The 24,436-nt window shown below is 70.3% G+C and carries 25 protein-coding genes; 16 read left to right on the plus strand and 9 right to left on the minus strand.

The features are described 5' to 3' along the window. Positions 1-249: 249 nt before the first annotated feature. Both OHT76_RS13185 and OHT76_RS13190 read left to right on the plus strand, forming a co-directional pair. On the plus strand, positions 250-1,545 hold the full coding sequence (locus OHT76_RS13185) for a sensor histidine kinase (protein ID WP_328870994.1): 1,296 nt from the start codon (positions 250-252) through the stop codon (positions 1,543-1,545). Positions 1,546-1,550: 5 nt separating this feature from the next. Next, positions 1,551-2,183, plus strand: coding sequence for a response regulator transcription factor (locus OHT76_RS13190; protein ID WP_328876520.1), 633 nt, complete (start codon positions 1,551-1,553; stop codon positions 2,181-2,183). A 2-nt stretch (positions 2,184-2,185) separates the two neighbouring features. Here OHT76_RS13190 and OHT76_RS13195 read toward each other — a convergent pair whose 3' ends face one another. The 3 genes from OHT76_RS13195 to OHT76_RS13205 are packed head-to-tail and all read right to left on the minus strand — an operon-like array spanning position 2,186 to position 5,079. After that, positions 2,186-3,019 carry a hypothetical protein gene (locus OHT76_RS13195; RefSeq protein ID WP_328870995.1) on the minus strand — a complete coding sequence of 278 codons (834 nt, stop codon included), beginning with the start codon at positions 3,017-3,019 and terminating at the stop codon, positions 2,186-2,188. Further along, positions 3,016-3,558, minus strand: coding sequence for a SigE family RNA polymerase sigma factor (locus OHT76_RS13200; protein WP_328870996.1), 543 nt, complete (start codon positions 3,556-3,558; stop codon positions 3,016-3,018). Before OHT76_RS13200 ends, OHT76_RS13195 begins: the two co-directional genes overlap by 4 nt. Before the next feature lie 51 nt (positions 3,559-3,609). Further along, positions 3,610-5,079: an MFS transporter gene (locus OHT76_RS13205; protein WP_328870997.1), complete on the minus strand. Its 1,470-nt coding sequence runs from the start codon at positions 5,077-5,079 to the stop codon at positions 3,610-3,612. Positions 5,080-5,284: 205 nt separating this feature from the next. Here OHT76_RS13205 and OHT76_RS13210 point away from each other — a divergent pair, with 205 nt between their 5' ends. The 10 genes from OHT76_RS13210 to OHT76_RS13255 all read left to right on the plus strand — a co-directional run bounded on the left by OHT76_RS13210 (position 5,285) and on the right by OHT76_RS13255 (position 14,544). After that, positions 5,285-6,988 (plus strand): MFS transporter, encoded by a 1,704-nt coding sequence (locus OHT76_RS13210; RefSeq protein ID WP_328870998.1) that lies wholly within the window; start codon positions 5,285-5,287, stop codon positions 6,986-6,988. Positions 6,989-7,109: 121 nt separating this feature from the next. Next, complete coding sequence (locus tag OHT76_RS13215) at positions 7,110-8,093, plus strand: helix-turn-helix domain-containing protein (RefSeq protein WP_328870999.1); 984 nt, start codon at positions 7,110-7,112, stop codon at positions 8,091-8,093. 106 nt (positions 8,094-8,199) lie between these two features. Continuing rightward, positions 8,200-8,700: an RICIN domain-containing protein gene (locus OHT76_RS13220; RefSeq protein WP_328871000.1), complete on the plus strand. Its 501-nt coding sequence runs from the start codon at positions 8,200-8,202 to the stop codon at positions 8,698-8,700. A gap of 38 nt (positions 8,701-8,738) precedes the next feature. Further along, positions 8,739-9,263 (plus strand): RICIN domain-containing protein, encoded by a 525-nt coding sequence (locus OHT76_RS13225; protein ID WP_328871001.1) that lies wholly within the window; start codon positions 8,739-8,741, stop codon positions 9,261-9,263. Further along, a complete protein-coding gene (locus tag OHT76_RS13230; RefSeq protein WP_328871002.1) occupies positions 9,251-10,399 on the plus strand; it encodes a sialidase family protein in 1,149 nt (382 codons plus the stop codon). Before OHT76_RS13225 ends, OHT76_RS13230 begins: the two co-directional genes overlap by 13 nt. Positions 10,400-10,521: 122 nt before the next feature. Further along, positions 10,522-11,166 carry a class I SAM-dependent methyltransferase gene (locus OHT76_RS13235; RefSeq protein ID WP_328871003.1) on the plus strand — a complete coding sequence of 215 codons (645 nt, stop codon included), beginning with the start codon at positions 10,522-10,524 and terminating at the stop codon, positions 11,164-11,166. A 22-nt stretch (positions 11,167-11,188) separates the two neighbouring features. Beyond that, a complete protein-coding gene (locus OHT76_RS13240) occupies positions 11,189-12,118 on the plus strand; it encodes an N-acetylmuramoyl-L-alanine amidase (protein WP_328871004.1) in 930 nt (309 codons plus the stop codon). Positions 12,119-12,280: 162 nt separating this feature from the next. After that, positions 12,281-13,111 carry a hypothetical protein gene (locus OHT76_RS13245; RefSeq protein WP_328871005.1) on the plus strand — a complete coding sequence of 277 codons (831 nt, stop codon included), beginning with the start codon at positions 12,281-12,283 and terminating at the stop codon, positions 13,109-13,111. Positions 13,112-13,205: 94 nt separating this feature from the next. After that, positions 13,206-14,210: an LLM class F420-dependent oxidoreductase gene (locus OHT76_RS13250; RefSeq protein ID WP_328871006.1), complete on the plus strand. Its 1,005-nt coding sequence runs from the start codon at positions 13,206-13,208 to the stop codon at positions 14,208-14,210. A 40-nt stretch (positions 14,211-14,250) separates the two neighbouring features. After that, on the plus strand, positions 14,251-14,544 hold the full coding sequence (locus OHT76_RS13255; RefSeq protein ID WP_328871007.1) for a hypothetical protein: 294 nt from the start codon (positions 14,251-14,253) through the stop codon (positions 14,542-14,544). 127 nt (positions 14,545-14,671) lie between these two features. On the opposite strand, the gene OHT76_RS13260 is transcribed toward OHT76_RS13255, so the two are convergent. The 3 genes from OHT76_RS13260 to OHT76_RS13270 are packed head-to-tail and all read right to left on the minus strand — an operon-like array spanning position 14,672 to position 17,876. After that, positions 14,672-15,742: a prenyltransferase gene (locus OHT76_RS13260; protein ID WP_328871008.1), complete on the minus strand. Its 1,071-nt coding sequence runs from the start codon at positions 15,740-15,742 to the stop codon at positions 14,672-14,674. Next, positions 15,739-16,473: a class I SAM-dependent methyltransferase gene (locus OHT76_RS13265; RefSeq protein ID WP_328871009.1), complete on the minus strand. Its 735-nt coding sequence runs from the start codon at positions 16,471-16,473 to the stop codon at positions 15,739-15,741. Before OHT76_RS13265 ends, OHT76_RS13260 begins: the two co-directional genes overlap by 4 nt. Next, the gene (locus OHT76_RS13270) at positions 16,467-17,876 is read right to left on the minus strand and encodes a glycosyltransferase family 4 protein (protein ID WP_328871010.1); all 1,410 of its coding nucleotides are present in this window, start codon (positions 17,874-17,876) and stop codon (positions 16,467-16,469) included. Before OHT76_RS13270 ends, OHT76_RS13265 begins: the two co-directional genes overlap by 7 nt. Positions 17,877-18,048: 172 nt before the next feature. Between OHT76_RS13270 and OHT76_RS13275 the strand changes: the two genes are divergently transcribed. After that, on the plus strand, positions 18,049-18,678 hold the full coding sequence (locus OHT76_RS13275) for a TetR family transcriptional regulator (protein ID WP_328871011.1): 630 nt from the start codon (positions 18,049-18,051) through the stop codon (positions 18,676-18,678). Positions 18,679-18,918: 240 nt separating this feature from the next. On the opposite strand, the gene OHT76_RS13280 is transcribed toward OHT76_RS13275, so the two are convergent. After that, on the minus strand, positions 18,919-19,152 hold the full coding sequence (locus tag OHT76_RS13280) for a ferredoxin (RefSeq protein ID WP_328871012.1): 234 nt from the start codon (positions 19,150-19,152) through the stop codon (positions 18,919-18,921). A gap of 5 nt (positions 19,153-19,157) precedes the next feature. Then, the gene (locus tag OHT76_RS13285; protein WP_328871013.1) at positions 19,158-20,615 is read right to left on the minus strand and encodes an aldehyde dehydrogenase; all 1,458 of its coding nucleotides are present in this window, start codon (positions 20,613-20,615) and stop codon (positions 19,158-19,160) included. A 286-nt stretch (positions 20,616-20,901) separates the two neighbouring features. On the opposite strand from OHT76_RS13285, the gene OHT76_RS13290 reads away from it, so the two are divergent. The 3 genes from OHT76_RS13290 to OHT76_RS13300 all read left to right on the plus strand — a co-directional run bounded on the left by OHT76_RS13290 (position 20,902) and on the right by OHT76_RS13300 (position 23,618). Beyond that, positions 20,902-21,963, plus strand: coding sequence for a prealbumin-like fold domain-containing protein (locus OHT76_RS13290; RefSeq protein ID WP_328871014.1), 1,062 nt, complete (start codon positions 20,902-20,904; stop codon positions 21,961-21,963). 177 nt (positions 21,964-22,140) lie between these two features. Beyond that, positions 22,141-23,166, plus strand: coding sequence for an MBL fold metallo-hydrolase (locus OHT76_RS13295; protein ID WP_328871015.1), 1,026 nt, complete (start codon positions 22,141-22,143; stop codon positions 23,164-23,166). Between the two features lie 17 nt (positions 23,167-23,183). Further along, a complete protein-coding gene (locus OHT76_RS13300) occupies positions 23,184-23,618 on the plus strand; it encodes a nuclear transport factor 2 family protein (protein WP_328871016.1) in 435 nt (144 codons plus the stop codon). Here OHT76_RS13300 and OHT76_RS13305 read toward each other — a convergent pair. Beyond that, on the minus strand, positions 23,615-24,259 hold the full coding sequence (locus tag OHT76_RS13305; RefSeq protein ID WP_328871017.1) for a phosphotransferase: 645 nt from the start codon (positions 24,257-24,259) through the stop codon (positions 23,615-23,617). The genes OHT76_RS13300 and OHT76_RS13305 overlap by 4 nt on opposite strands. Positions 24,260-24,436: the final 177 nt, after the last annotated feature.

Raw genomic sequence — 24,436 nt, forward strand, 5'->3', positions numbered from 1 at the left:
GTCCGCACCGTCGGCCGCACCGAGGTCGCGCATGGGCGGACTGACCCGGAACGCTGGGCGGATCTAGAACGCGTTCCAGTCCGGCGCCCTCGTTATAGCCGAGCGTCCCGCAGTTGTGAAGACTCCTGACGTGGCGTCAGCTGCCCTGGGTCCGATGACATTTGTACTGCCGGAGTGCGTATGCCCGGCCCTGCCCGGGCGGCGGGTCGCTTTCCTACGCTGGGCGCTCCGACATGAACGGGGTGGCACATGACGCACGACCACTGCGAGAAGAACGACGGCTGCTGCGAGGCCGAGCACGCCCGGCACTACCGGGCGCCCACGGGCTTGACCCTGCTCCCCTGGCTGCTGCTGGGCATGGGCGCCTTCTCCAACCTCTTCCAGGGCCACACCTCCAACCCCTGGATCGGCGGCCTGGGCCTGCTGACCTTCAACAGCCTCTACATCTACGTGACGTTCCGCGCCTTCGTGAAGAAGACCCGCGAGGCGCTGTCCACCCGAGTGGCGCTCACCCTGCTGACCGCGGTGACCTGCGCCCTGGGCCTCGGCTACGGCGGCACCTGGCTGCTGTTCTTCCCACTGCTCGGCCTCGCCACGGGCGCGGCGGTGCGGATGCCGCACCTGCGCCCGGCCGGCGCCGCGGTGACCGTGCTCGCCGGGGTCGTCTGTGTGGTCCGCGACGGCTGGGGCGGTCTGGACACCGCCTACGCCACCGCGATCTCCACGATGGTGACGGCGGCGATCCTCTCCCTGTCCGAGGCGGTACGGGACCTGCGCGCCGCCCGTGAGGAACTGGCCCGGCGCGCGGTCGAGGAGGAACGCCTGCGCTTCTCCCGCGATCTGCACGATCTCCTCGGCCACACCCTCTCGGTGATCGTGGTGAAGTCGGAGGCGGCCCGGCGCCTTGCCCAGCGCGATGTCGACGCGGCGGTTCTGCAGGTCACGGACATCGAGTCGATAGGCCGACAGGCCCTGACGGAGATCCGCGAGGCGGTGACGGGCTACCGGAAGGGCAGCCTGGACGCCGAACTGGACCGGGCGCACTCGGCGCTGACGGCTGCGGGCATCTCGGTGACGGTGGACCGCTCCGGACCGCCGCTCCCTCCTCGGACCGAGGCGCTGCTCGGGTGGGTGGTCCGGGAGGCGGCGACGAATGTGGTGCGGCACAGCAGGGCGGGGCGCTGTGCAATCACGGTGTCGGGGGACGAGGGGTCGGTACGGCTGACGGTGTCGGACGACGGGCACGGCGACCTCGGTTCAGGAGTCGGCGGGACGGGACTGTTGGGGCTGCGGGAGCGTCTCGCCGCGGCGGGCGGATCGCTCGGCGCGGGGGCGGGCGAAGGGGGCGGTTTCCTGGTGACGGCGGAACTGCCCGGCGGGTCAGGGGAGTTGGCCCCGGCCGGCGCCCCCGCCGAGGTCCCCACCGAGGTCCCCACCGAGGTCCCCACCGAGTCCGCCCTCCCCCTCCCTTCGCCCCACCACCTGCAAGAACCCCCCGTCAACACCGCTCCGATCACCCCCTCCCGCCCTACTCTTGGCCCGTGAACGAGATGCCCCGGGATCATCGCCCCGCCAAGTCCATCAGGGTGCTGCTCGCCGAGGACCAGGGGATGATGCGCGGCGCGCTGGCGCTGTTGCTGGGGATGGAACCGGACCTGGAGGTGGTGGCGCAGGTCGGCTCGGGGGACAAGATCGTGGACGCGGCCCTCATCCACCGCCCCGATGTGGCCCTCCTCGACATCGAACTGCCGGTCCGTAGCGGCCTGGACGCCGCCGCCGAGCTGCGCGAGCAGGTGCCGGACTGCCGGGTGCTGATCCTGACGACCTTCGGCAGGCCCGGCTATCTCCGGCGGGCCATGGAGGCGGGCGCCGTCGGCTTCCTGGTGAAGGACGGCCCGGTGGAGGAGCTGGCGGTGGCGATCCGCCGGGTGCTGACCGGAGAGACGGTGATCGACCCGGCACTCGCGGCGGCCGCGCTGAGCGCCGGGCCCAGTCCGCTCACCGCCCGCGAGTGCGACGTACTGCGCTCCTCGGCGGACGGGGCGACGGTCGCCGATATCGCCGCCGCCCTCCATCTCTCCGAATCCACGGTCCGCAACTACCTCTCCTCCGCCATCGGCAAGACCGGCACCCGCAACCGCACGGAGGCCCTGCGGGTGGCCCGGCAGCAGGGGTGGCTGTAGGACTACTGGGCGCCCTCGGCCACCGGAGGTACGGTGACCAGCGCCTCCTTGAAGGCCGTCCCCTTCGGCGCCAGGCACACGAACCAGTCCACCGGTGACCCCTGCGCGGAGCGGATCAGTTCCTCGTCCGTGCTGCTCTCCTCGCCCTCGGGAGCCCTGCCCACCTCGGCGGTGGTGCCGTCCTTCCACTCGCAGGTGACGTGCTGGGCCGACTTGGCCACCTGACCGATCACCAGGCGCTGGGGACCGTCGGTGTCCGGCACAAGGGGAATCGCGCCGGTCTGCAGGTCCCTGCCGGACATCGAGTCCGACGCCGGGATCCTGTTCTCCATCACCCCCGACGTCTCCCCTCCATAGCTGCGCTTCACGAAGTAGGTGACCGTACCGATCAGATCGGAGGGCACCTTGGCGTCCGTCGGCGTGCCGTTGGCTTCCGTCAGCGCATTCCACACGGTGTCCGCCTCCGCCTCATTGCGCGGCGTCGGCCACACGTCCACGAACACCGACCACTCCTTGCCCTCGTCCGTCCCGGTCGCCAGCGTGGTCCGGTACGGAGCAGACAGGTCCCGCTGCTCCGACGGCGAGGGCTGGGTGGCCACCTGCCCCCTGTCGTCGCCGCCCGGCAGCCCCGCCACCGCCACCGCTCCCGAGGTCCCCGCGATCACCAGCGCCGTAGCCGCCGCCACCGCCCACCTGCGTGCCCTGCGTCGGCGCCCGCCCCGAATCACCGCCTGCGTGGGGGCTATACCGATCTCGACCTCGTCCGCCGCCTCGGCCAGCAGGAGGGCGATGTCCCTGTGTGTCATGTCGAGGTTCGTCTCCCGGTCCGCGCTCATCGCATCCGCCCTCCGTACGTCACCGTCTCCGCCAGGCCCGGTATGGCGCGCAACTTCGCGATCCCCTTGGCCGCGTTGCTCTTCACCGCGCCGACGGAACAGCCCATCGCCTCCGCCGTCTGTGTCTCGGTCAGGTCCTCCCAGTAGCGCAGGACCACCGCCTCCCGCTGCCGGGGCGGCAGTTGGGCGAGCGCCTTCAACAGGACGCCCCGGTCGTCGGCCTGGGCGATGCGGTCACCGGTGTCGGGGACCTCGCGGACCAGGCCCGAGTCGTCCTTGGGCGCCAGGAACTCCTTGAGCCTTCTGCGGTGCTTGCGCGCGTGGGCGTTGATCATCACGCGCCGTACATACGCCTCCGGTTCATCGGCCGAGCCGACCCTGCGCCAGGCCACATAGACCTGTTCGAGAGTCGACTGGACCAAGTCCTCCGCGGCGTGCTGCTCCCCCGTGAGGAGAAATGCCGTGCGCATCAGCCGCGGCCAGCGGCCGGTGACGAAGCTCTGGAACTCCTCGTCCCGAGCCTGTGTCCGTTCCCCCATGGGCACCTCCTTGATGAATGAAGGAGTCCATGAGCCGCACGAACCGTTGCCTCACCCCGCCGATTTCCCCACCGATTTCCCCACCGATTTCCCCGGCGCATTCTTCCGCGGCAGCCACACCAGCATCAGCAGCACCCCGGCCAGCAGCACTCCGGCGCCCGTGCGGAACACCAGCGCGTACCCCTCCGTCAGCGCCCGCGCCGTACCGCCGGAGCTGCTCTCGGTCCGGGCCGCCGCGATCGTCGACATCACCGCGAGGCCCAGCGAACCGCCCATCACCCGCGAGGTGTTCACCAGCCCCGACACCAGGCCCGCCTCCTGCGGCGGCGCCCCCGAGGTGGCCAGCGCGGCCAGCGGGGTCGCCGTAAGGCCCGCTCCGAGCATCATCAGGATCCCCGGGAACATGATCGCCGTGAGGTAGTTGCCGTCCACGGTCAGCAGCGACTGCCAGCCGAAACCGACCGCCGCGATGAGGGTGCCGAGCGCGGCCAGGTTGCGTGCGCCGAGCCGGGGCATCCATCGCGGCGCCATCTTGGAACCGACGATCACCGCCAGCGAACTCGGCACCAGCGCCAGACCGGCCTCCAGCGGTGTGTAGCCGAGCACGTTCTGCGCGTACAGCGTCATGAAGAACCACATGCAGAACATGGAGGAGCCGCACAGGAACATCGACACGTTCGCCGAGGACACCGGTCGGCGTGCGAGCAGTCCGAGCGGCATCAGCGGCGCCGCCGTGCGCGCCTCCACGGCGAGGAACAGCCCGATCATGGCGAGCCCGGCGAGCAGCGGCACCAGCGTGGCCGTCGCCGTCCAGCCCTCGGCCTCGGTCTGCGAGATCCCGTACGCCAGTGTCGCGAGCCCCGCCGTCACCAGCACCGCGCCCGGCAGATCGAGCCGGCGTCCGTCCCCCGCGCGGCTCTCGGCCAGGTAGCGGGCGGCCCCGAACAGCACCACCGCGCCGATCGGCACGTTGATCAGCAGCACCCAGCGCCAGGACAGGACCTCGACCAGCAGTCCGCCGACCAGTCCGCCCGCCGCGCCGCCGCCCGCGCCCACCGCGGTCCAGGTCGCTATGGCCCGCGCCCGGGCCGCGCCCTCCGGCACCGCTGAGGTGACGATGGTCAGCGTGGACGGCGCCAGCACGGCCGCGCCGAGCCCCTGCACCGCCCGCGCCACCAGCAACTGCCAGTCGTCCTGGGCGAGTCCGCCGCCGAGCGAGGCCAGCGTGAACAGGCCGAGCCCGACCAGGAACATTCGCTTGCGCCCGTAGAGGTCACCGGCCCGGCCGCCGAGCAGCATGAACCCGGCGAAGGCGATGGCGTAGGCGTTCACCACCCACTGCAGTCCCTGCTCGCTCAGCCCGAGCCCGGTGCGCATCGAGGGCAGTGCCGTGTTCACCACGGACACATCGAGCACGACCAGGAACTGCCCCGCACACGCGAGCGCCACCACCACCCAGGCGGGCGGCGTGGTGCGAGGGGGCACTTGGGTGACGCCGGCGGCTTCGAGCATGTCTGTCATGCTCTCAACCCGCTTACACCCCTGGCATCAGGTTTTGGCAGCGAATCCGCTCGGTCTCCGGACGTAGGTACGCGGACCGAGGTCCGCTCAACGCCCGCTCAATGCCCCTTCTCCGCCCCGGCGGATCCCCATGAGCAGGTCAAGATTTCGTTAGCTGGCCAAAGCATCGGAATAGTTGCCCGGGCGCACCGAGTTCAAGCTACACATGACACGTACGACCAACGACCGGCCCGCAGTCGTCCCCGTCCTCGCCTTCGCGGGCATCGTGGTCGCGGTGATGCAGACCCTGCTCGTGCCGGTCATCAAGGACCTGCCGCTGCTGCTGGACACCTCCCCCAGCAACGCCACCTGGGTCCTCACCTCCACCCTTCTCTCCGGCGCCGTCGCCACCCCGATCATGGGCCGCCTCGGCGACCTGTACGGCAAGCGACGCATGCTGGTCCTCAGCCTCGCCGTGATGGTGGCAGGCGCCCTGGTCAGCGCCGTCACCAGCGCCCTGATCCCGATGATCGTCGGCCGTACCCTGCAGGGCTTCGCGATGGGCGCGATCCCGCTCGGCATCGGCCTGATGCGCGACATGCTGCCCCGCGAGAAGCTCGGCTCGGCGATGGCCCTGATGAGTTCCTCGATCGGCGTCGGCGGCGGACTCGCGCTGCCCGCCGCGGCCCTGGTCGCCCAGAACTCCGACTGGCACGCCCTCTTCTACGGCGCCGCGGGCCTCGGCGTCCTGGCCATCGCCCTCACCCTCCTCGTCGTACCGGAGTCCCCGATGCGCGCCGAGGGCTCCTTCGACCTGCCGGGCGCGCTGGGCCTGTCCACCGGCCTGGTCCTCTTCCTCCTCCCGATCACCAAGGGCAGCGACTGGGGCTGGACCTCCACCACCACCCTCGGCCTGTTCGCCGCGTCCGCCGCCGTCCTGCTCCTGTGGGGCGTCTACGAGCTGCGCACCAAGGCCCCCCTGGTCGACCTGCGCACCACCGCCCGCCCCGCCGTCCTCTTCACCAACCTCGCCTCGATCATGGTCGGCGTCTCCTTCTACGTCGTCTCCCTGGTCCTCCCCCAGCTCCTCCAGCTGCCCGAGTCCACCGGCTACGGCCTCGGCCAGTCGATGGTCGTCGCGGGTCTGCTGGTCGCCCCGCTGGGCCTGACGATGATGTTCACGGCCCCCGTCTACGCCCGCCTCTCGGCGAAGCACGGCCCCAAGTTCACCCTGATCCTGGGCCTGTTGATCATCGCCATCGGCTACGGCGCCGGCCTCGGCCTGATGAGCGCCGCCTGGCAGTCCCTCGTCATCGCGGTACTCCTCGGCGCGGGCATCGGCCTCGCCTACTCCTCGCTGCCCGCGCTGATCGTCGGCGCGGTCCCCGCCTCCGAGACGGGCGCGGCCAACGGCCTCAACACGCTGATGCGGTCCATCGGTACGTCCGTCTCCAGCGCCGTCATCGGCATGGTGCTGGCCAACACGGCGGACACCGTGAACGGCGTGGAGATCCCGACCATGCACGGCTTCCGCGTCTCCTTCCTGATCGCGACCGGCGCGGTGGCGGTCGGCCTGCTGCTCGCCCTGTTCCTGCCCAAGCCGAACCGCGAGCCCCAACTGCGCGCCAGCAGCGAGGAGGAGGCCAACCTCGCCCGCGCCGAGGAGGCCCTGCGCGGCTTCCGCGGCCGGGTCCTGGACGCCGCCGGCGCCCCGGTCGCCCGCGCCAAGGTCACCCTGATCGACCGCCGGGGCCGCCAGGCGGGCGCCACGCTCTCGGCGGAGGACGGCAGTTACACCCTCTCCGTCCCGGCCCAGGGCGCCTACGTCCTGGCCGCCAAGGCCAACGGCCACGGCCCGCACGCCTCTTCGGCGACCCACGCGGGCGACGACGGCACAGTCGACGTGGATCTGGCGCTGCCCACGCCCTGATCGACCCGAGAAGATCTCTTCGCCGCGAATACACCCGCCGTTCACGGTGAGAAGAGCTCCCCCACGCACCATCCGTCTCTGTGATCTTCCTGTGACCGGGGGCGTTTGGAGCGGGGTGGAGATGACAGGGACCGTTTTCCGGTGCGCGGACGTGCCCGCGCAGGACAGACTCGCCTACTGGCGCGAGGGGGTCGGCCGCACCGCCGCTCCCCTGGACGTCACCAGTGATTACGCCGCCGACTACCGGGCGGAGTTACGCCTGCGGGACCTGGGACCGGTGTCGGCGTGGTCGGCCTCGTTCCTGCCCTCGCGCTATCTGCGCACCGCCCGCATGGTGCGCCGCTCCGACCCGGAGATCCTCCATCTGAGGCTGGTCCTGGGCGGCACTCTCGCCTTCGAGCACGGCGGCCGGAGCACCGTCTTCGGCCCGAACGACCTCTATCTGGCCGACAGTTCACTCCCCGGCGACCTGCGTTCGTACGACGACAAGGACGGCCGGATGCTCAAGATCCTCGGCGTCGAGGTGCCCAAGGTGCTGCTCCCGGTGCCGCCGAACCGGGAATTGCTCGGCAGACCCCTGCCGGGGCGGACCGGGGTCGGCGCGCTGCTGGGCGAATTCCTCACCGGCCTGGAGCGGCAGGCCGCCCACCTGGGTCCGTCCGACACCTCGCGTCTGGGCATGATCCTGGTCGACCTGATGTCGGCCTGGATCGCCCAGACACTGGAGGCGGAGGACGCCCTGCCGCCGGAGACCCGGCACCGCGCGATGGTCGAGCGCATCCGCGCGTTCATACGGCAGCGGCTGCACGACCCGGAGCTGACCCCGCCCGTGATCGCCGCCGCGCACCACATCTCCCTCAGCTATCTGCACCGCATCTTCCAGCAGGCGGCGGGCGGCGAGACGGTCGCCGCCTGGATCCGCCGCCAGCGTCTGGAGGGCGCCCGCCACGATCTCGCCGACCCGGCGCACAGCCGCACCCCGATCCACGCCATCGCCGCCCGCTGGGGCCTGCCCCGCGCCTCCGACTTCTCCCGAGGATTCCGCGCCGCCTACGGAGTCCCGCCGAGCGAGTACCGGCAACGGGCGCTGCTCGCGGCCCAGTAGACCCACCGTCAAGTCGCAGTGGACCCATTGCTAACGACATCACCACATGTCGACTCGCATTCTGATCGGGCACCAGCGACCACCCCCTACACCGACGGAGCTCACCATGCCCGTGAAGACCCTGACGAAGATCGCCGCCGTCGCCGCGACGGCCGTGTGCGCCGTGTCCTTCTCCGCCACCGCCCACGCGGAGGACGACTACCGGCCCTTGGAGAACCGGTCCACCGGCAAGTGTCTGGCGGTGCCCAACTCCAGCCAGACGGCCGGTACGGGCCTGATCCAGTGGGAGTGCAACAACTTCTCCGAGCAGGACTGGACGCTGACAGGCGTCGCCGGGGGCGACGGCAACCGGTACATCATCAGAAACCTCAACAGCAAGCTGTGCATCGCCATCCCCAACTCCAGCACGACGCTGGGCACCCAGGCCGTTCAGTGGGGCTGCGACTCCCGCAAGACCGAGCAGGTCTTCATCAAGGACAGCTGGGGCCGGCTGCGCAATCTCAACAGCGACCTGTGCCTGGCGGTCCCGAACTCCAGCACGGCCAACGGCACCGAGATCATCCAGTGGACCTGCACCGAGAACTTCAACCAGCGGTGGGTCTACTGACATCCGCCCGTTGAAGTGACGAAGGAATCTTCTCTGTCATGAACCTGCACAGAAAGGCGGCCGCCGTCCTGGCGGCCGCCGCCCTTATCTGCGCGCCCGTCCTGACGGGATCGTCGCTGACCGGCTCGGTGCCGGCCGCCGCGGCCGCCGAAGCCGTCGTCAACGCCCGCCTGTTCAACCAGGGCACCGGCTTCTGCCTGGCCAACCCCGCGTCCAACCCGGACAACGGCACCGTGATGGTCCAGTGGACGTGCAGCTACAGCGAAAGCAACTACTGGTCGCTCCAGCCGATGACGGGCGGCGGCTACCACGTCGTCAACAAGGCCAGCGGCAAGTGCCTGGCCATCCCGGGCGGCGACCCCACCCCCGGCGTCAAGGCCATCCAGTGGGGCTGCGGCACCGAGCAGGGCGATGAGCAGGTCTGGCTCCACGACGGCGACGAGCGCCTGAAGAACGCCAAGACCGGCCTCTGCCTCGCCATCCCCAACACCAGCCCGACCGTCGGCATCCAGGCCGTCCAGTGGGGCTGCGGCACGAACAAGGACCAGCAATGGCTGTGGTAACCCGCAAGCGGGCCGTGCCCGCGCTTCTGACCGCGCTGGTCCTGGCCGTCGTGGCCGGCCTCCTGCTGCCCGGACCGGCCTCCGCCGAGGGCACGTCGAGCGAGTCGGTCGCCCACATCCAGGCGACGACCGAGGGCGACGGCCCCCGCACCCCCGACATCATCGCCACCAGCGCGAACAACGCGGTCGTGGCCTGGCGGGAGGGGATCGTGCCGGGCCAGGTCGACCACGGCCACATCCGGTACGCGTACACCACCAACGGCGGCGCGAACTGGAGCCACCCGCAGGTCCTCGCCCAGGACACCAGCGAGTACTCCTGGCACTTCGTGGTCCTCTACCAGAACGGCAGCGAGCTCTTCGCCTACCTCGGCCGGACCAAGTCGTCCGCCGACAACAACTCGGGCCTGCCGATCGACGCCATCGTGGTCAAGCGCAGCACCGACGAGGGCCACACCTGGCAGAACTACCCCGTCACCATGCCGCTCGACCTCCCGGACACGACCGCCGACGAGGGACTCGCGAACCTCATCTTCGCCGGACGTCCGGTCAAGCTCGCGAACGGCAAGCACGTCATCCCGTTCTGGGCCTCGGGCCGCGAGAACGGCGTGCTGATCTCCTCGGACCTGAAGACCTGGACGGCCGGCGGCATCGTGCCCGACCCGTCGAACCTCGACGCCGCCGAACCCCAGATCGCCGTCTCGCAGGACGACCCGAACAAGCTGGTCATGGTCGCCCGCAGCATCGGCACCCAGACCCGCGCGGCGACGGCCACCAGTTCCGACGGCGGCCTGACCTGGACCCCCTTCACGCTCGACAGCAACCTGCCGAGCCTGAACTCCAAGGTCCAGTTCATCAAGGACAGCAACGGCCAGTACCTGTCCCTTTACAACACCGCCACCAACCGCGACATCCTGAACTACAAGACGAAACGCCCCGGCGCCGCCTGGAGCGCGGGCAAGTTCTTCGCCAACGGCGCGACGGCCGACAAGGACCCCGATCAGCAGGGCACCACGGGCGCGGGCTGGGACACGTACCCGATGGCCGACGAGTACGCCCCGGGCAAGTTCTACGTCGCCTGGGAATTCGACACCTCACGGATCAAGGTGAACAAGCTGGACATCTCGGACGCACCCTGATCCTTCCGGCGCCCTGACCCTTTCCGCGCCTTGATCCAGCCCGCCGTACCCCCCGGTAGCTCGCCGACCGGGGGGTACGGCAGCATGGGGCGCCGAAACCCTCGCACGACCGAAAGGCCCTCATGAAGCCGGAGCCCGAGATCCTGGCCGCGTTCGAGGCGGCGAAGGGGTTCATGCCGGTCGGCGAGGGCCTCGCGCTCTACGCGGCGGCGATGGAGGCAGGCGGGCTCGGCCTGCCCCTCCTCGAGGTCGGCACCTACTGCGGCCGCTCCACGATCCTCCTGGCCGACGCGGCCCGCGCCGCCGACGTGACGGCCCTCACCGTCGACCACCACCGCGGCAGCGAGGAGCAGCAGCCGGGCTGGGAGTACCACGACCCGGAGACGGTCGACCCCGAGCTGGGCCTGATGGACACGCTCCCGACGTTCCGCCGCACCCTCCACCGGGCGGGCCTGGAGGACCACGTGATCGCCATGGTCGGCCGTTCCCCGCAGATCGCGAAGGTCTGGACCTCCCCCCTCGGCCTGGTCTTCATCGACGGCGGCCACACCGACGAGCACGCCACCGCGGACTACGAGGGCTGGGCCCCCCATGTGGCCGAAGGCGGCCTGCTGCTGATCCACGACGTGTTCCCGAACCCGCTGGACGAATTCACGGGCCAGGCCCCGTACCGCGTATACCTGCGCGCCCTCGCCTCGGGAGCCTTCGAGGAGATCTCCGTCACCGACTCGCTGCGTGTGCTGCGGCGAACGGGGGCGGGGACCTGAGGGCCCGGTTAGAGTCGCAGACGTGTCGTACGCAGGCCCTGAATTCGAACCGCCCCGCCGCCCGAGGCGCAGCCCCCTGACCGTGGCCCTCGCCGCGCTGGTGCCCGGCGCACTGCTGGGATGGGTGGTGTACGAGGGACTCGGCAGCGCCGGTGACGGGAGTGGCGGCGCGGAGGCGACGGCGGTGGGGACACCGTCGGCCCCTGTGTCCTCGTCCCCCACCGACGACGAGAAGCCGAGCCCGAGCGCCACGAGCTCCGCCCCTCCTGCCGCCTCCGGCCCCCTCAAGGGCAAGGTCGTCGTCATCGACCCCGGCCACAACCCGGCCAACTTCCAGCACACCGCCGAGATCAATCGCAAGGTGGACATCGGCACCGGCTACAAGGAGTGCGACACCACCGGCACGGCCACGAACGCCGGCTACACCGAGGCCAAGTTCACCCTCGACGTCGCCCACCGCATGCGCACGCTGCTGGAGGAGCAGGGCGCGACGGTGAAACTGACCCAGGACGGCGACCGTACGTACGGCCCCTGCATCGACGAGCGCGCCCGAATCGGCAACAAGGCGAAGGCCGACGCGGTGGTCTCGATCCACGCGGACGGCGCCGGCTCCGGCAACCGCGGCTTCCACGTCATCCTCCCCGGCTCGGTGAACTCCGGCGCCGCGGACACCCGCCCGATCGTCGCCCCCTCCCGCGACCTCGGCGAGCGCATCGCGGGCAACTTCGTCCGCGCCACCGGCAGCGCCCCCTCCAACTACGTCGGCGACGGCACCGGCTTGGTCACCCGCAAGGATCTCGGCGGTCTCAATCTGTCAACGGTTCCCAAGGTGTTCATCGAGTGCGGCAACATGCGCGATACCAAGGACGCGGCACAGCTGACCAGCGGTGCGTGGCGGCAGAAGGCGGCGCAAGGAATCTCTGAGGGAATCGTGAGTTTCCTGCGCGGGTAGTGATCAGCGCACTGATCCCGGCGGACAGCCCGATCGTACGGACGATAGGGTCGTCCGTACGATGAGGGGCCACCCCCGCGCTTCACACCGGGGCCTTACGGCGACATGGTGACAGCGACGCCTCTACCGATGACGAGTTGACTGAACCGAAGGACCTTTGAAGTGAATATCCGCTCCCTCACTCGAGGCGACGGCGTGGTGATCGGAGCAGCGGTGTTGCTCTTCGTCGCGTCGTTCCTCGCTACGTTCGACGGCGACGGCAGTGACATCCCCAACGCCTGGGACAACCTCGGCCTGGTGATGAGCGTGTACCTCGGCGGCATCATCGGCGCGGTTCTGATCGTTGTCGCCCGCGCACTCCCGCAGCCTCGCAAGGTCGTCGGCCTCGACCTCGGTCCGCTCGGTGTCGCGCTCACGATCTTCTCCGCGTGGACGGCGCTCTGGACAATCTTCGACCCGCTGGGCGCGTTCAGCGACCAGTTCGGTGCCTCGGACGTCGGGGCGGGCTCCGGCCTCATCCTCGGCCTGATCGCCGCCCTCCTGCTGGCCGCCGCCGCCGTCGCGGGCCCCCTGGTCCCCGCCCTCCAGGCCGCCCTCATCCCGGCCCCCCGCCCCGCGGCCCCACAGCCCTACGGCGGTCAGCCGCAGGGTGGTTACGGCTACCCGGGCGCCCCGGGTGCACAGCAGCCGGCGCCGCAGCCGGGGCAGCCGTACGGCGCTCAGCCGCAGGCCGGGCAGCCGTTCGGTGGGCAGCCGCAGCCGGGGCAGCAGCCGCAGGCGCCGCAGCCGGCCGGGGACTTCTCCCCGTTCTGGTTCGCCGTGCCGGTGCCGCGTCCGCTGTTCGGGGAGGACGGTTCGCCCACGCCGATCGCCGAACTGGCGCCGGGCACCTGGTACCTGGCCGTCGAGCAGCGCGGCCCGAACCTGATCGCGCAGACGCAGGACGGTCGTCGCGGTGTCCTCCAGGACACCAGCGGCATTCAGCGCGGCTGACAACCCCGTCGTCACGGCCCCTCGCCCTTCCGGGCGGGGGGCCGTTGTCGTACAGTCGCAGCCCCCATGAACTGACATACCGTCAGGAGGTGCCATGCGGCTCGGTCTTGCCCTCGGTTACTGGGGTCGCGGCCCCTCCCCCGACCACGTCCCCCTCGCCCAGGAAGCCGAGCGGCTCGGGTACGACTCCGTGTGGACCGCCGAGAGTTGGGGTTCCGACGCGTTCACCCCGCTCACCTGGATCGCCGCGCAGACGTCAAGGATCAAGCTGGGTACGGCGGTTGCGCAGATGGCCGCCAGGTCGCCGACCACGACCGCCATGCACGCCCTCACCCTCGACCATCTCTCCGGCGGCCGCATGATGCTCGGGCTCGGGTTGTCCGGGCCGCAGGTGGTGGAGGGCTGGTACGGGCGCCCGTTCCCGAAGTCGCCGCTCAGCGCGACCAGGGAGTACGTCGACGTCGTACGGCAAGTCCTCAGGCGCGAGGCCCCCGTCACGCTCGACGGCCGCTTCCATTCCCTTCCCTATCGAGGCGCCGACGCCACAGGGCTCGGCAAAGCCCTCAAGCCCATCACTCACCCCCTCCGCCCCGACCTCCCCGTCCTCCTCGGCGCCGAGGGCCCGAAGAACGTCGCCCAGACCACCCGTATCGCCGACGGTTGGCTCCCGCTGTACTGGTCGCCCACCCGCCCCGAGGCATACGCGCTCCCCGACCTCCCGGAGGGCTTCCTCGTCGCCCCCATGGCCCAGGTCCGGGTCTGCGACGACGTACGCGAAGGCCTGCTCCCCGTGAAGACCATGCTCGGCTTCTACATCGGCGGCATGGGTCACGCGGCGCACAACTTCCACGCCGACCTCATGGCTCGCATGGGTTACGAGGAGGAGGCCCGGCGCATCCAGCGGCTGTTCCTCGAAGGGCATCGGCAGGAGGCCGTGCTCGCCGTCCCGGATGCCTTCGCCGACGAGATCTCCCTGGTCGGCCCGCGTGAACGCATCGCCGAACGCCTGGAGTTGTGGCGCAAGGGCCCGGTGACGGACCTGCTCGCGCTGGCCCCGGACGAGGAGTCGCTGCGCGTGCTCGCCGAGCTCAACCGGTGAACTCGCGTTTGGTTCACGGTTGAGCGGCTACCCGAGGGGCATGTCCCCTCGATATCGCAACGGTGCCAATCAGGCCGGCACGGTCATCGCGATCGTCGCCGACGTCATGGCTCTCATTCTGGGCCTGTGGATCCTGATGTACCTGCTGGACGCGAACCGCGCTAACGACTTCGTGCAGTTCATCCATGACGCGGCCCGCTGGCTGGCGGGCTGGTCCCACGACCTGTTCACCTTCGACGAGCAGTGGGCCAGGGTGGTGGCGGGGTACGGTCTCGCCGCGGTGGTCTACCTGTTCATCGGACACGCCATCGCGAACCGCACCCACCGCCACTGAGCGCTCCGCTGGAAGTGCCGCGATGTGCCGTCGGTTCGCTGCGGCGCCGTCGTGGCTGGTCGCGCAGTTCCCCGCGCCCCTTCAGGGCGCTGCCGAACCGCAGCGGACTGCGCCCGGCCCGCTCAGGTCAGCCGCAACAATCCGGATCCAGCCCCATCGGCAGACGATCCCCGCCGAACACCTGGCAGGTCGCCTCGTCCCCGCCCAGCGCGGCGACGGCGAGCAGCAGTGACCCCGCGGTCCAAGCGGTCAGTTCCCTGGGCCAGATCGCGTCGTCCTCGAAGACGTAGCCCGTCCAGTACAGGCCGGTCTCCTCGTCCCGCAGATGCTGGATCGACTGGAGGATGTCCAGCGCCCGGTCGGATTCGCCCACCGCCCAGAGCGCGAGGGCGAGTTCGGCCGATTCGCCGCCGGTCACCCACGGGTTGGGGACGACGCACCGCACGCCGAGCCCGGGCACGACGAAGCGGTCCCAGGACTCCTCGATCCGCGCCTTGGCCTCGGCGCCGGTGAGGGCGCCGCCCAGCACCGGGTAGTACCAGTCCATCGAGTAGCGGTCCTTGTCCAGGAACCGCTCGGGGTGACGGCGGATGGCGTGGCGAAGGGCTCCCGCCGCCAACTCCCAGTCGGGTTGGGGCTCTTCCCGCTGCTCGGCGATGGCGAGCGCGCACCGCAGCGCGTGGTGGATCGAGGAGGATCCCGTCAGCAGCGCGTCCGTCGTCGCCGTACCGTCGTCGTCCCGTCGCCAGCCGATCTGTCCGCCGGGCTGCTGGAGCTTCAGCACGCACTCGGTCGCCGCGTAGACGGTCGGCCACATGCGGTCCAGGAAGGTGTCGTCGCCGGTGGAGAGGTAGTGGTGCCACACTCCTACGGCTATGTAGGCGACGAAGTTCGTCTCGCGCCCGCGGTCGGTGACGTCGTCGAAGGCTCCGTCCTGGTACGCCGCGTACCAGGAGCCGTCCTCGTTCTGGTGCCGCGCGAGCCACTCGTACGCCCGCTCGGCGGCCTCGTGTTCACCGGCCGCGTCCAGGCCCATGGCCGCTTCGACATGGTCCCAGGGGTCGAGGTGATGGCCCCGGAACCACGGGATGGCGCCGTCCTCCCGCTGTACGGCGAGCAGTCCGGCGACGGTCGCGGCGGCTTGCTCGGCGGTGAGGACCCCGGGCAGGACGAGGTGTTCTGTCCGGGGGGTGGTCACTTGGCGTCCACCCGGGGGAGATGGGGCTTGGTCGCGTACGCCACGAAGCTCTTGCCGATCAGCGGGTTCAGCGCCTGTTCGGCGACCCGGGTGGCCAGCGGCTTCTTCATGATGTCCCAGACCAGCAGCTTGTGGTACGCCCGCACCGGCAGCGCCTTGTCGTTGTCGACGCCGAACGCGCACTTCAGCCACCAGTACGGCGAGTGCAGCGCGTGGGCGTGGTGGGTGCCGTACGGCTTGAGGCCCGCCTCGCGGATCTTCGCGAGCAGTTCGTCCGCCTTGTAGATGCGGATGTGGCCGCCCTCGACCTCGTGGTAGGCGTCGGACAGCGTCCAGCAGACCTTCTCGGGGCCGTAGCGCGGGACGGTGATGGCGATCCGGCCGCCGGGCCTGAGCACCCGGACCATCTCGGCGAGTACGCCCTTGTCGTCCGGGATGTGCTCCATGACCTCGGAGATGATGACGACGTCGAAGGACTCGTCGGGGAAGGGCAGCGCGAGCGCGTCGCCCTCCATCGCCGTCGCGGTGGCGCCCTCGGGGGCCTCGCCCGCCTCCTTCATCGCCGCGAACCACTTCGCGACCTCGCGGATCTCCTCGCCGTTCTGGTCCAGCGCGACGACCTGGGCGCCGCGCCGGTAGCACTCGAACGCGTGCCGGCCGGCACCGCATCCGAGGTCCAGTACGCGGTCGCCCGGGGCTAGCGGGAACCGGGAGAAGTCGACGGTCAGCACGTGGCCCTGCTTTCGGAATAGGAACCTTCTGAGGCCGCCGCGGAGCGGCCGGGGGTCTGGATCGCGGAGCGATCGACGGCTGGGGGCGCGGAGCGGCCTTGGTCCGTGGCCGCGGAGCGGGCGATCGCCTCGCGGTAGTGGGCCACCGTGCCTTCCGCGGCTCGGGCCCAGGTGAAGTGCCGCAGCACCCGCTCGCGGCCGGCCCGGCCGAGCCGTACGCGCAACTCGGGGTCGCCCAGGAGTCGGCTCAGGCCGGCGGCCAGCGCACCCGCGTCGCCGGGCGGTACCGCCAGACAGGTCTCGCCGTCCGTGCCGGCCACCTCCGGGATCGCGCCGCCGGTCGTGGCGATCAGGGGCGTGCCGGTGGCCATGGCCTCGGCGGCGGGGAGGGAGAAGCCCTCGTACAGCGACGGCACGCAGGCGACCTGCGCCGAGCGGACCAGGTCGACCAGTTCGGCGTCCGAGATGCCCTTGACGAACTCGACGGCGCCTTCGAGGCCGTACCGCTCGACGGCCTGCGCGACCGGGCCCTCGGCGGGCTTCTTGCCGACGACGACGAGGTGGGCGTCGGGGTGTTCGGTGCGCACCTTCGCGAGCGCCTCGACGAGGAAGACGAGTCCCTTGAGGGGGACGTCCGCGCTGGAGGTGGTGACGATCCGGCCGGGGACGACCGCCACCGACGGATCCGGCTTGAACAGGTCCGTGTCGGCGCCGATGTGGACGACGTGGATACGGTCCTCGCGCACCCCGAGGTGGTCGACGATCTCGGCGCGGGAGGTGCCGGAGACGGTGAGGACGGACGGCAGGCGGCGCGCGACGCGCTTCTGCATCCGGGTGAAGGCGTACCAGCGGCGCACCGAGTACCGGCGCTGCCAGCCCTCGGCTGCGTCCAGCTCCAACTGGCGGTCCACGGTGATGGGGTGGTGGATGGTGGTGACGAGAGGGGCTCCCACGTCGCCCAACAAGCCGTACCCCAGCGTCTGGTTGTCGTGGACGACGTCGAACTCGCCGCGCCGGGCGCGCAGATGGCGGCGGGCGCGCAGGGAGAAGGTCAGGGGCTCGGGGAAGCCGCCGGTCCACATGGTGGCCACTTCCACCGCGTCGATCCAGTCGCGGTACTCGCCCCGCTTCGGGGTGCGGAAGGGGTCCGGCTGGCGGTACAGATCGAGGCTGGCCAGCTCGGTGAGCGGGACGCCCTCGTCGAGGACCGGGTAGGGCTGGGAGCCGATGACCTCGACCCGGTGGCCGAGGCGGGCCAGTTCGCGGGAGAGGTGGCGGACGTAGACGCCCTGGCCGCCGCAGAACGGGTTCCCTTTATAGGTGAGAAGCGCGATGTCGAGAGGTCGCTCGCCGTCCGCGGCGGGCTCCTTGGGGGAACCCGTCCGACTGGCCTCAGCGGTCACTCTGGGCCCCCTTCTCCCTGCACTGTCCCGCGAGATTACGCCGGGACGCTAATCTAGAACAAGTTACAGACTTGATCGTTCAAGAGGCTCCGAATCTACCGGCAGGTAGAGGCGGCGTGAGCAGTGGATCAGGTGATTCACGCCACGGTCGCGCCATGGCGAGGGGAACAAGGTGGACAAGGTGGCAGCCAGTACCGCGAGACCCGTCACCCCGCCCCTCACCGAGCGCCAGGCGGCGCGCCGCCGCCGCATCCTGCACGCGAGCGCGCAGTTGGCCAGCCGGGGTGGTTTCGACGCGGTGCAGATGCGGGAGGTCGCGGAGTCGTCGCAGGTAGCGCTCGGCACCCTCTACCGCTACTTCCCCTCCAAGATCCATCTACTGGTCGCCACGATGCAGGATCAGCTGGAGCACATGCACGGCACGCTGCGGAAGAAGCCGCCCGCGGGCGACACGGCGGCGGAGCGGGTCGCGGAGACGTTGATGCGCGCCTTCCGGGCCCTGCAGCGCGAGCCGCATCTGGCCGACGCCATGGTCCGCGCCCTGACCTTCGCGGATCGCAGTGTGTCGCCGGAGGTGGATCAGGTGTCCCGGCAGACGACCGTGATCATCCTGGACGCGATGGGGCAGGAGAATCCGACGCCGGAGCAGCTGTCGGCGGTGCGGGTCATCGAGCACACCTGGCACTCGGCGCTGATCACCTGGCTGTCGGGCCGCGCTTCTATCGCCCAGGTGAAGATCGACATCGAGACGGTCTGCCGTCTGATCGACCTCACGGCCCCCACGGCCCCCACAGACACGTGAATGACCTACGAGACGGGTTCCCTGCGCCGGTATTACCCGGATCAGGTAATGGGGGTCGCCATCCGGCCTGACTGCTGCCTTCTGGCCTCTCAGCCCGGACCGTCGACGTCGGCACCGGCGTAAGCGTCGAGCTGTTGCTTTCCGCCGAGTCGGCTACTCCGGTTCGGACTCCCTCACTCGTCCCGTAGGCCTCTTACCAGAATAGAACGCCCACTGAAGGATGAAAAGGGTAAATATTCCCTAATCCTCCGGCGGAAAGACCGGCTCCCCGCTCCCCAGCAGCGTGATCACGATCGCCTCCACCGGGCAGGTCTCCGCCGCCGCCAGAACCTGCTCGTTGGCGTCCGTCTCCGCCTCGACCGGGTGGGACTGGCGGGCCGTGTCGAGGCGGAATCCGTCGGGTGCCCGGTGGACGCACTGGGCCGAGCCGATGCACACCGACCGGTCGACCTCGACGTGCCAGCGGTCTCCCATTCTCTCTACGCCTCCCAGCCCGCCGGGAGGTGGATCATCTTGTGTTCGAGGTACTCGCCGTACCCCTCGGGCCCGAATTCGCGCCCCAGCCCGGAGTTCTTGTAGCCGCCGAACGGGCCGAGCATGTCGAGGCTGAAGGTGTTGACCGAGTAGGTGCCGGTACGCACCTGTCGGGCGACCTCGATGCCGCGCTCGACGTCGGCCGTCCAGACGCTGCCGCTGAGCCCGTAGTCCGAGTCGTTGGCGATCTTCACGGCCTCGGACTCCTCGCCGTAGGGGAGCAGGCAGATCACGGGCCCGAAGATCTCCTCCCGCGCGATCCGCATGGAGTTGTCGACATCCCCGAAGAGCGTCGGCTCGACGTACCAGCCGCGGTCCAGGCCGTGTGGGCGACCGCCGCCGGTGAGGATCTTGGCGCCCTCCTCCTGGCCGATGCGGATGTAGTCGAGGTTGCGGCGCTGCTGGCGCTGGGCGACCAGCGGGCCGACCTGGGTCGCCGGGTCCAGCGGGTCGCCGACGACGAGGGCGTTCGCGGCGGCGGCCAGCGCCTCGGCGAACTCGTCGTAGCGGGAGCGCGGCAGCAGGATGCGGGTCTGGGCGACACAGGCCTGTCCGTTGTTCATCCAGGCCGCCGGGACGATCCCGGCCACCGCGGTGTCGACGTCCGCGTCCGGCAGCACGACCGCGGCGGACTTGCCGCCCAGCTCCAGGGTCACGCGGGTCAGATTCCGCGCGGCCACCTCCATCACGCGCTTGCCGGCGGCGACCGAGCCGGTGAAGGAGACCTTGTCGATGCCGGGGTGCCCGACGAGGTACTCACTGACCTCACGGTCGGCCGGGAGAATGGAGAGCACTCCCTCCGGCAGCCCGGCCTCCTTCGTGATCTCCGCGAGGAGGTAGGCGTCCAGCGGCGACTCGGGCGACGGCTTGAGGACGACCGTGCAGCCGGTGAGCAGCGCGGGCGCGAGCTTGGCGGCGGCGACGAACTGCGGGACGTTCCAGGGGACCACGGCCGCCACGACCCCGACAGGCTCGCGCCGGACGAGGATCTTGCCGAGAACTCCGTCGCGCTGCTCCTCGTAGGTGAAGTTCCGCGCGACGGTTATGGCGGAGTCCCACACCATCATCGCGCCGAGCGCCTGCGCGAGGATGCTCCAGGAGTACGGCGACCCGTTCTCGGAGGAGATGACGCGGGCGATCTCCTCGTGCCGGGCGGCGATGGCGTCTTTGATGCGGGTGACGACGGCGATGCGCTCGTCCAACGGCAGTCGGGGCCAAGGGCCTTCATCGAAGGCCTGCCGTGCCGCCGCGACCGCGCGGTCCACATCCGCCGTTGACGCGTGCGGGACGCGCCCGATGACCTCCTCGGTGTGTGGGGAGATCACCTCGATGACGTCCTGGCCGAGCGGATCGGTCAACTCCCCGCCGATGAACAGCTGTCCGTGCTCCACGATCTCCGCCATGGCCGAACGCCTCCCGGGGCAGCTAGTTCTGACGATGTTTCAGAACTGATACCAGTTCTAGTTCGAGGAAGCCAGGCCTGCGCCGGACCGGCCACCGACCGGGAAATATGTTCTTCATGGCGGAGTGCGGCCGGGTGTTCCGGTCCCGCTTGCGCTTTCCGGGCGGTGTGTGCGTCTGGTCGGCCTAGTCGACACGTGTGGCTACGTGCGAACCGCGTCAAAAGGTTCAAATACTCCTCCTCGGGTGCAAAGCCCGAGCCGAGAACCAAAAGGTGGAGCCACTCCTATGAGAGCAACCGCTCTGTCCCATCCGGAAAGATCCAAGTCACTGGCCGCACGGTGCCGCTCGTCCGTCCTCGCCGTCGGAATGGCGGCCGCGATGACGGTCTCCTTCGCCGGCACGGCGGCGGCCGACATTCCAGGTTCGCCCAGCACCGGAGGCGAGACTCCCTCACTCAGGTCGGGCAACCCGACCTGTGCCACCGTCATGCCGGGCGACTTCCTGGAGTTCTACAAGCAGGACCCGCCAAGGGACGAGACGAACGTCCGTGTGGAAGCCACGGATCCGGAAACGAACGAGACGCTCGTCGGGTTGCTGGACGTGGACGTCACCTTCGGAGGCACTCCCTCCGAGCCGAGGACCTTCACCTTCCACATCGACGGCGACCTCGTCGTCGTCGGTGTCCTCGTCAAGGGCGGCAACAACGCCAACTTCTACGACTACCGCCCGGGCGGCGTAACGGACGACGGCAACCTCCACGCGCCGCTGACCGACAGGGGCAACCCGCGCGGCATCAGCCACATCGAGTTCTGCTTCGGTGCGGTCCAGGAGGGCGCCCTGCTGATCGAGAAGAACAGCAGCAAGGGCGGGCCCGTCCAGGTCGAGGGCGCGAAGTTCGCGGTCACCGGTCCCAACGAGTACAGCGAGTTCGTGACCGACACCGAGGACACGCCCGACGGAGAGGTGCCCGACGAGGCCCCCGAGACCGGCGTCGTGTGCATCTCGGGGCTGCGGCAAGGCGAGTACACCGTCGCGGAGACGGAGGCTCCCGAGGGATACGCCCGTGACGAGGACACCAAGACCGCTCAGGTCGTCCCCGGCACGGACTGCACCGACAACCGGCCCACCGACGAGGACGACGGCCTGGTCGCCTTCGAGAACGTGCCGCTCGCCGATGTCGACATCAACATCACGGGACAGGTGCCGGGCGAGATCACCTCGGACATCGTGTGCCGCAGGGGCACCACGGTGGTCGGCGACAGCCGCCCCGGCGGCGACCCGGAGACCCTTGAGATGGACGACCTGCCGGCCGGCATCTACACCTGCACGCTGAACATCGACCCGTGATGCAGCCGTAGAGGAGAGCGATCCCGCTCCCGCCCGACGACCCCGCCCTGCGCAGCAGATGCCGCAGGGCGGGGTCGTTTTCGTGGATCAGGGAACTGTGATTACCCGAACGCGCTATCTGACGCTGCATCAGTTCTGGCTATAGTGGGCCGAGGTCGCGGGCAGACGGAGGGCCGGATGGCAAGAACGTTCGATCACGGCGGGGGCGTACGGTCGATCCAGGTGCCGATCCCGGACAACCCCCTCGGGCACACGCTGGTGTACGTCGTCGACACCGACCGGGGCCCGGTGCTGATCGACACCGGCTGGGACGACCCGGCCTCCTGGGACACCCTCGCCGAGGGGCTGACGGCCTGCGGTACCGGGGTCGCCGAGATCCACGGTGTGGTCGTCACCCACCATCACCCCGACCACCACGGCCTGTCCGGCAAGGTGTGCGAGGCCTCCGGTGCCTGGATCGCGATGCACGAGGCGGACACGGCGATCGTGCGCCGTACGCGATCGGCCGAACCCGAGCGCTGGTTCACGTACATGGCGGCGAAGCTCACCGCGGCCGGCGCCCCCGAGGAACATGTGGCGCCCCTGCGCGGCGCCCGTCGCCGTACCCTGCCCGGCCTCTCCCCCGCCCTCCCGGACCGCGAGATCGTCCCGGGCGAGCTCCTCGACCTCCCCGGCCGCCGCCTGCGCGCGATCTGGACCCCGGGCCACACACCCGGCCATGTCTGCCTGCACCTGGAGGAAGAGCACCCGGCCCAACTCCCCGGCCACGGGCGCCTGTTCTCCGGCGACCACGTACTCCCGGAGATCACCCCGCACATCGGCCTGTACGAGGACCCCGACGACACCACCGTCACCGACCCGCTCGGCGACTACCTCGACTCCCTGGAGCGCGTCGCCCGCCTCGCCCCCGCCGAGATCCTCCCGGCCCACCAGCACGCGTTCACCGACGCGGCGGGACGCGTACGAGCCCTCCTCGCCCACCACGAAACCCGCCTCACCGACCTCCTCGCCCTCCTCTCCGTCCCCCTCACCGCCTGGCAGCTCGCCGAGCGCATGGAGTGGAACCGCCCCTGGGACCAAATCCCTTACGGGTCAAGGAACATCGCGGTGTCGGAGGCCGAGTCGCACCTGCGCCGACTCGTGAAGCTGGGGAGGGCGGAGGCGGTGACGGGAAGCGATCCGGTGACGTACACGGCCGTATGAGGGTTTAGTACGGGATCATGGAAACCCTGCACGCCGAGCGCGCCTGCGAGCGTCTGCTCATCGACTTCGTCCACCGCCTCGACCTCGGCGAACCGGCCTCCGTGGCCGAGCTGTTCACGGAGGACGGCATCTGGGAGTGGCCTGCGGGCGACCGCCGTATCAAGGGCCGTAAGGCGCTCCGGGAGTACTTCGGCGCCCGCCCCGCCGACCGCCTCTCGCGCCGCCTGATGTCCAACATCCTGGTCACGGTGACGTCCCCCGACACGGCGACGGCGACCTCGTACTTCACGACGTACCGAGTCGACGGCTTCGCGGGCGGCCTGGTCCCGGCGGGCCCGCCGGTCCAGGTCGGCCACTACATGGACAGCTTCCGCAGATCGCCGGACGGCGGCTGGCTGCTCTCCGCCCGCGTCCTCCACCTGGCCTTCGCCGGACCGACCCCGCGCGCCTAGACCATGAACGACCGCACCAACTCCTCTGCCTCACCGAGGACTTCGACCTCCCGAGCGGTCATGGTCGGGTTGGCGGCACGTCGGCGCCGGGCCTCGATCAGCCCGGCCTCGGTGAGGTCGGAGGGGTCGGCGAGGAGGGCGGCGAGTGTTGCGCGGACGGGTACGGCGAGTTGGGCGTCCGTCATGGCGACCTGCGCGAGGATCAGCGCCGACATGCCCCAGTCCAGGCCCGGTTCGCCTTCCTCGGCGTTCGTCCAGTCGATGACGTGGGGGCCGTGCGGCGTGAGCATCACGTTGTCCGGATGAAGGTCCAGGTGGATCACCCGCCCAGGGAGCGCGTGCAGTTGCCGCAGCAGCCGGGCCAGGACCTCCCCCGCCTCCTGCGGACCGATCCGCCCCGCGCCGAAGGCCTCCAGCATCGTCGGCCCGTTCAGCCGCTCCATGACCAGCTCGCTGCGCGTGCAGTCGGCGACCCGGACTCGCGGCACCGGGTAGCCGTGTGCGTGCAGCCGCTCCATCAGCGCCGCCTCGGCGACCCCGTCGCCGTACTCTTCCCGGTCCCGGCGCAGCACCCACCCGTCGCCGAGCTCGTACACATCGGACGCCCGCCCCGAGCCGATCAGCTTCCCCGTGATCCCCATGGGCGGAACCTACCCCCGTCCCCCCGGCCGCTTCCCTACGGGCCGGTAGAGTGGCCGCGTCGTCATCACACCCGTACGGGGGGAAGCCGGTGCAAATCCGGCGCTGACCCGCAACCGTGAGCAGCCGAAAGGCCGCGAGCCGGACTGCCCCGCGCGGTACGTGAACGGCTCACGTGC

Source organism: Streptomyces sp. NBC_00287 (genome assembly GCF_036173105.1).
Classification (GTDB): Bacteria; Actinomycetota; Actinomycetes; order Streptomycetales; family Streptomycetaceae; genus Streptomyces.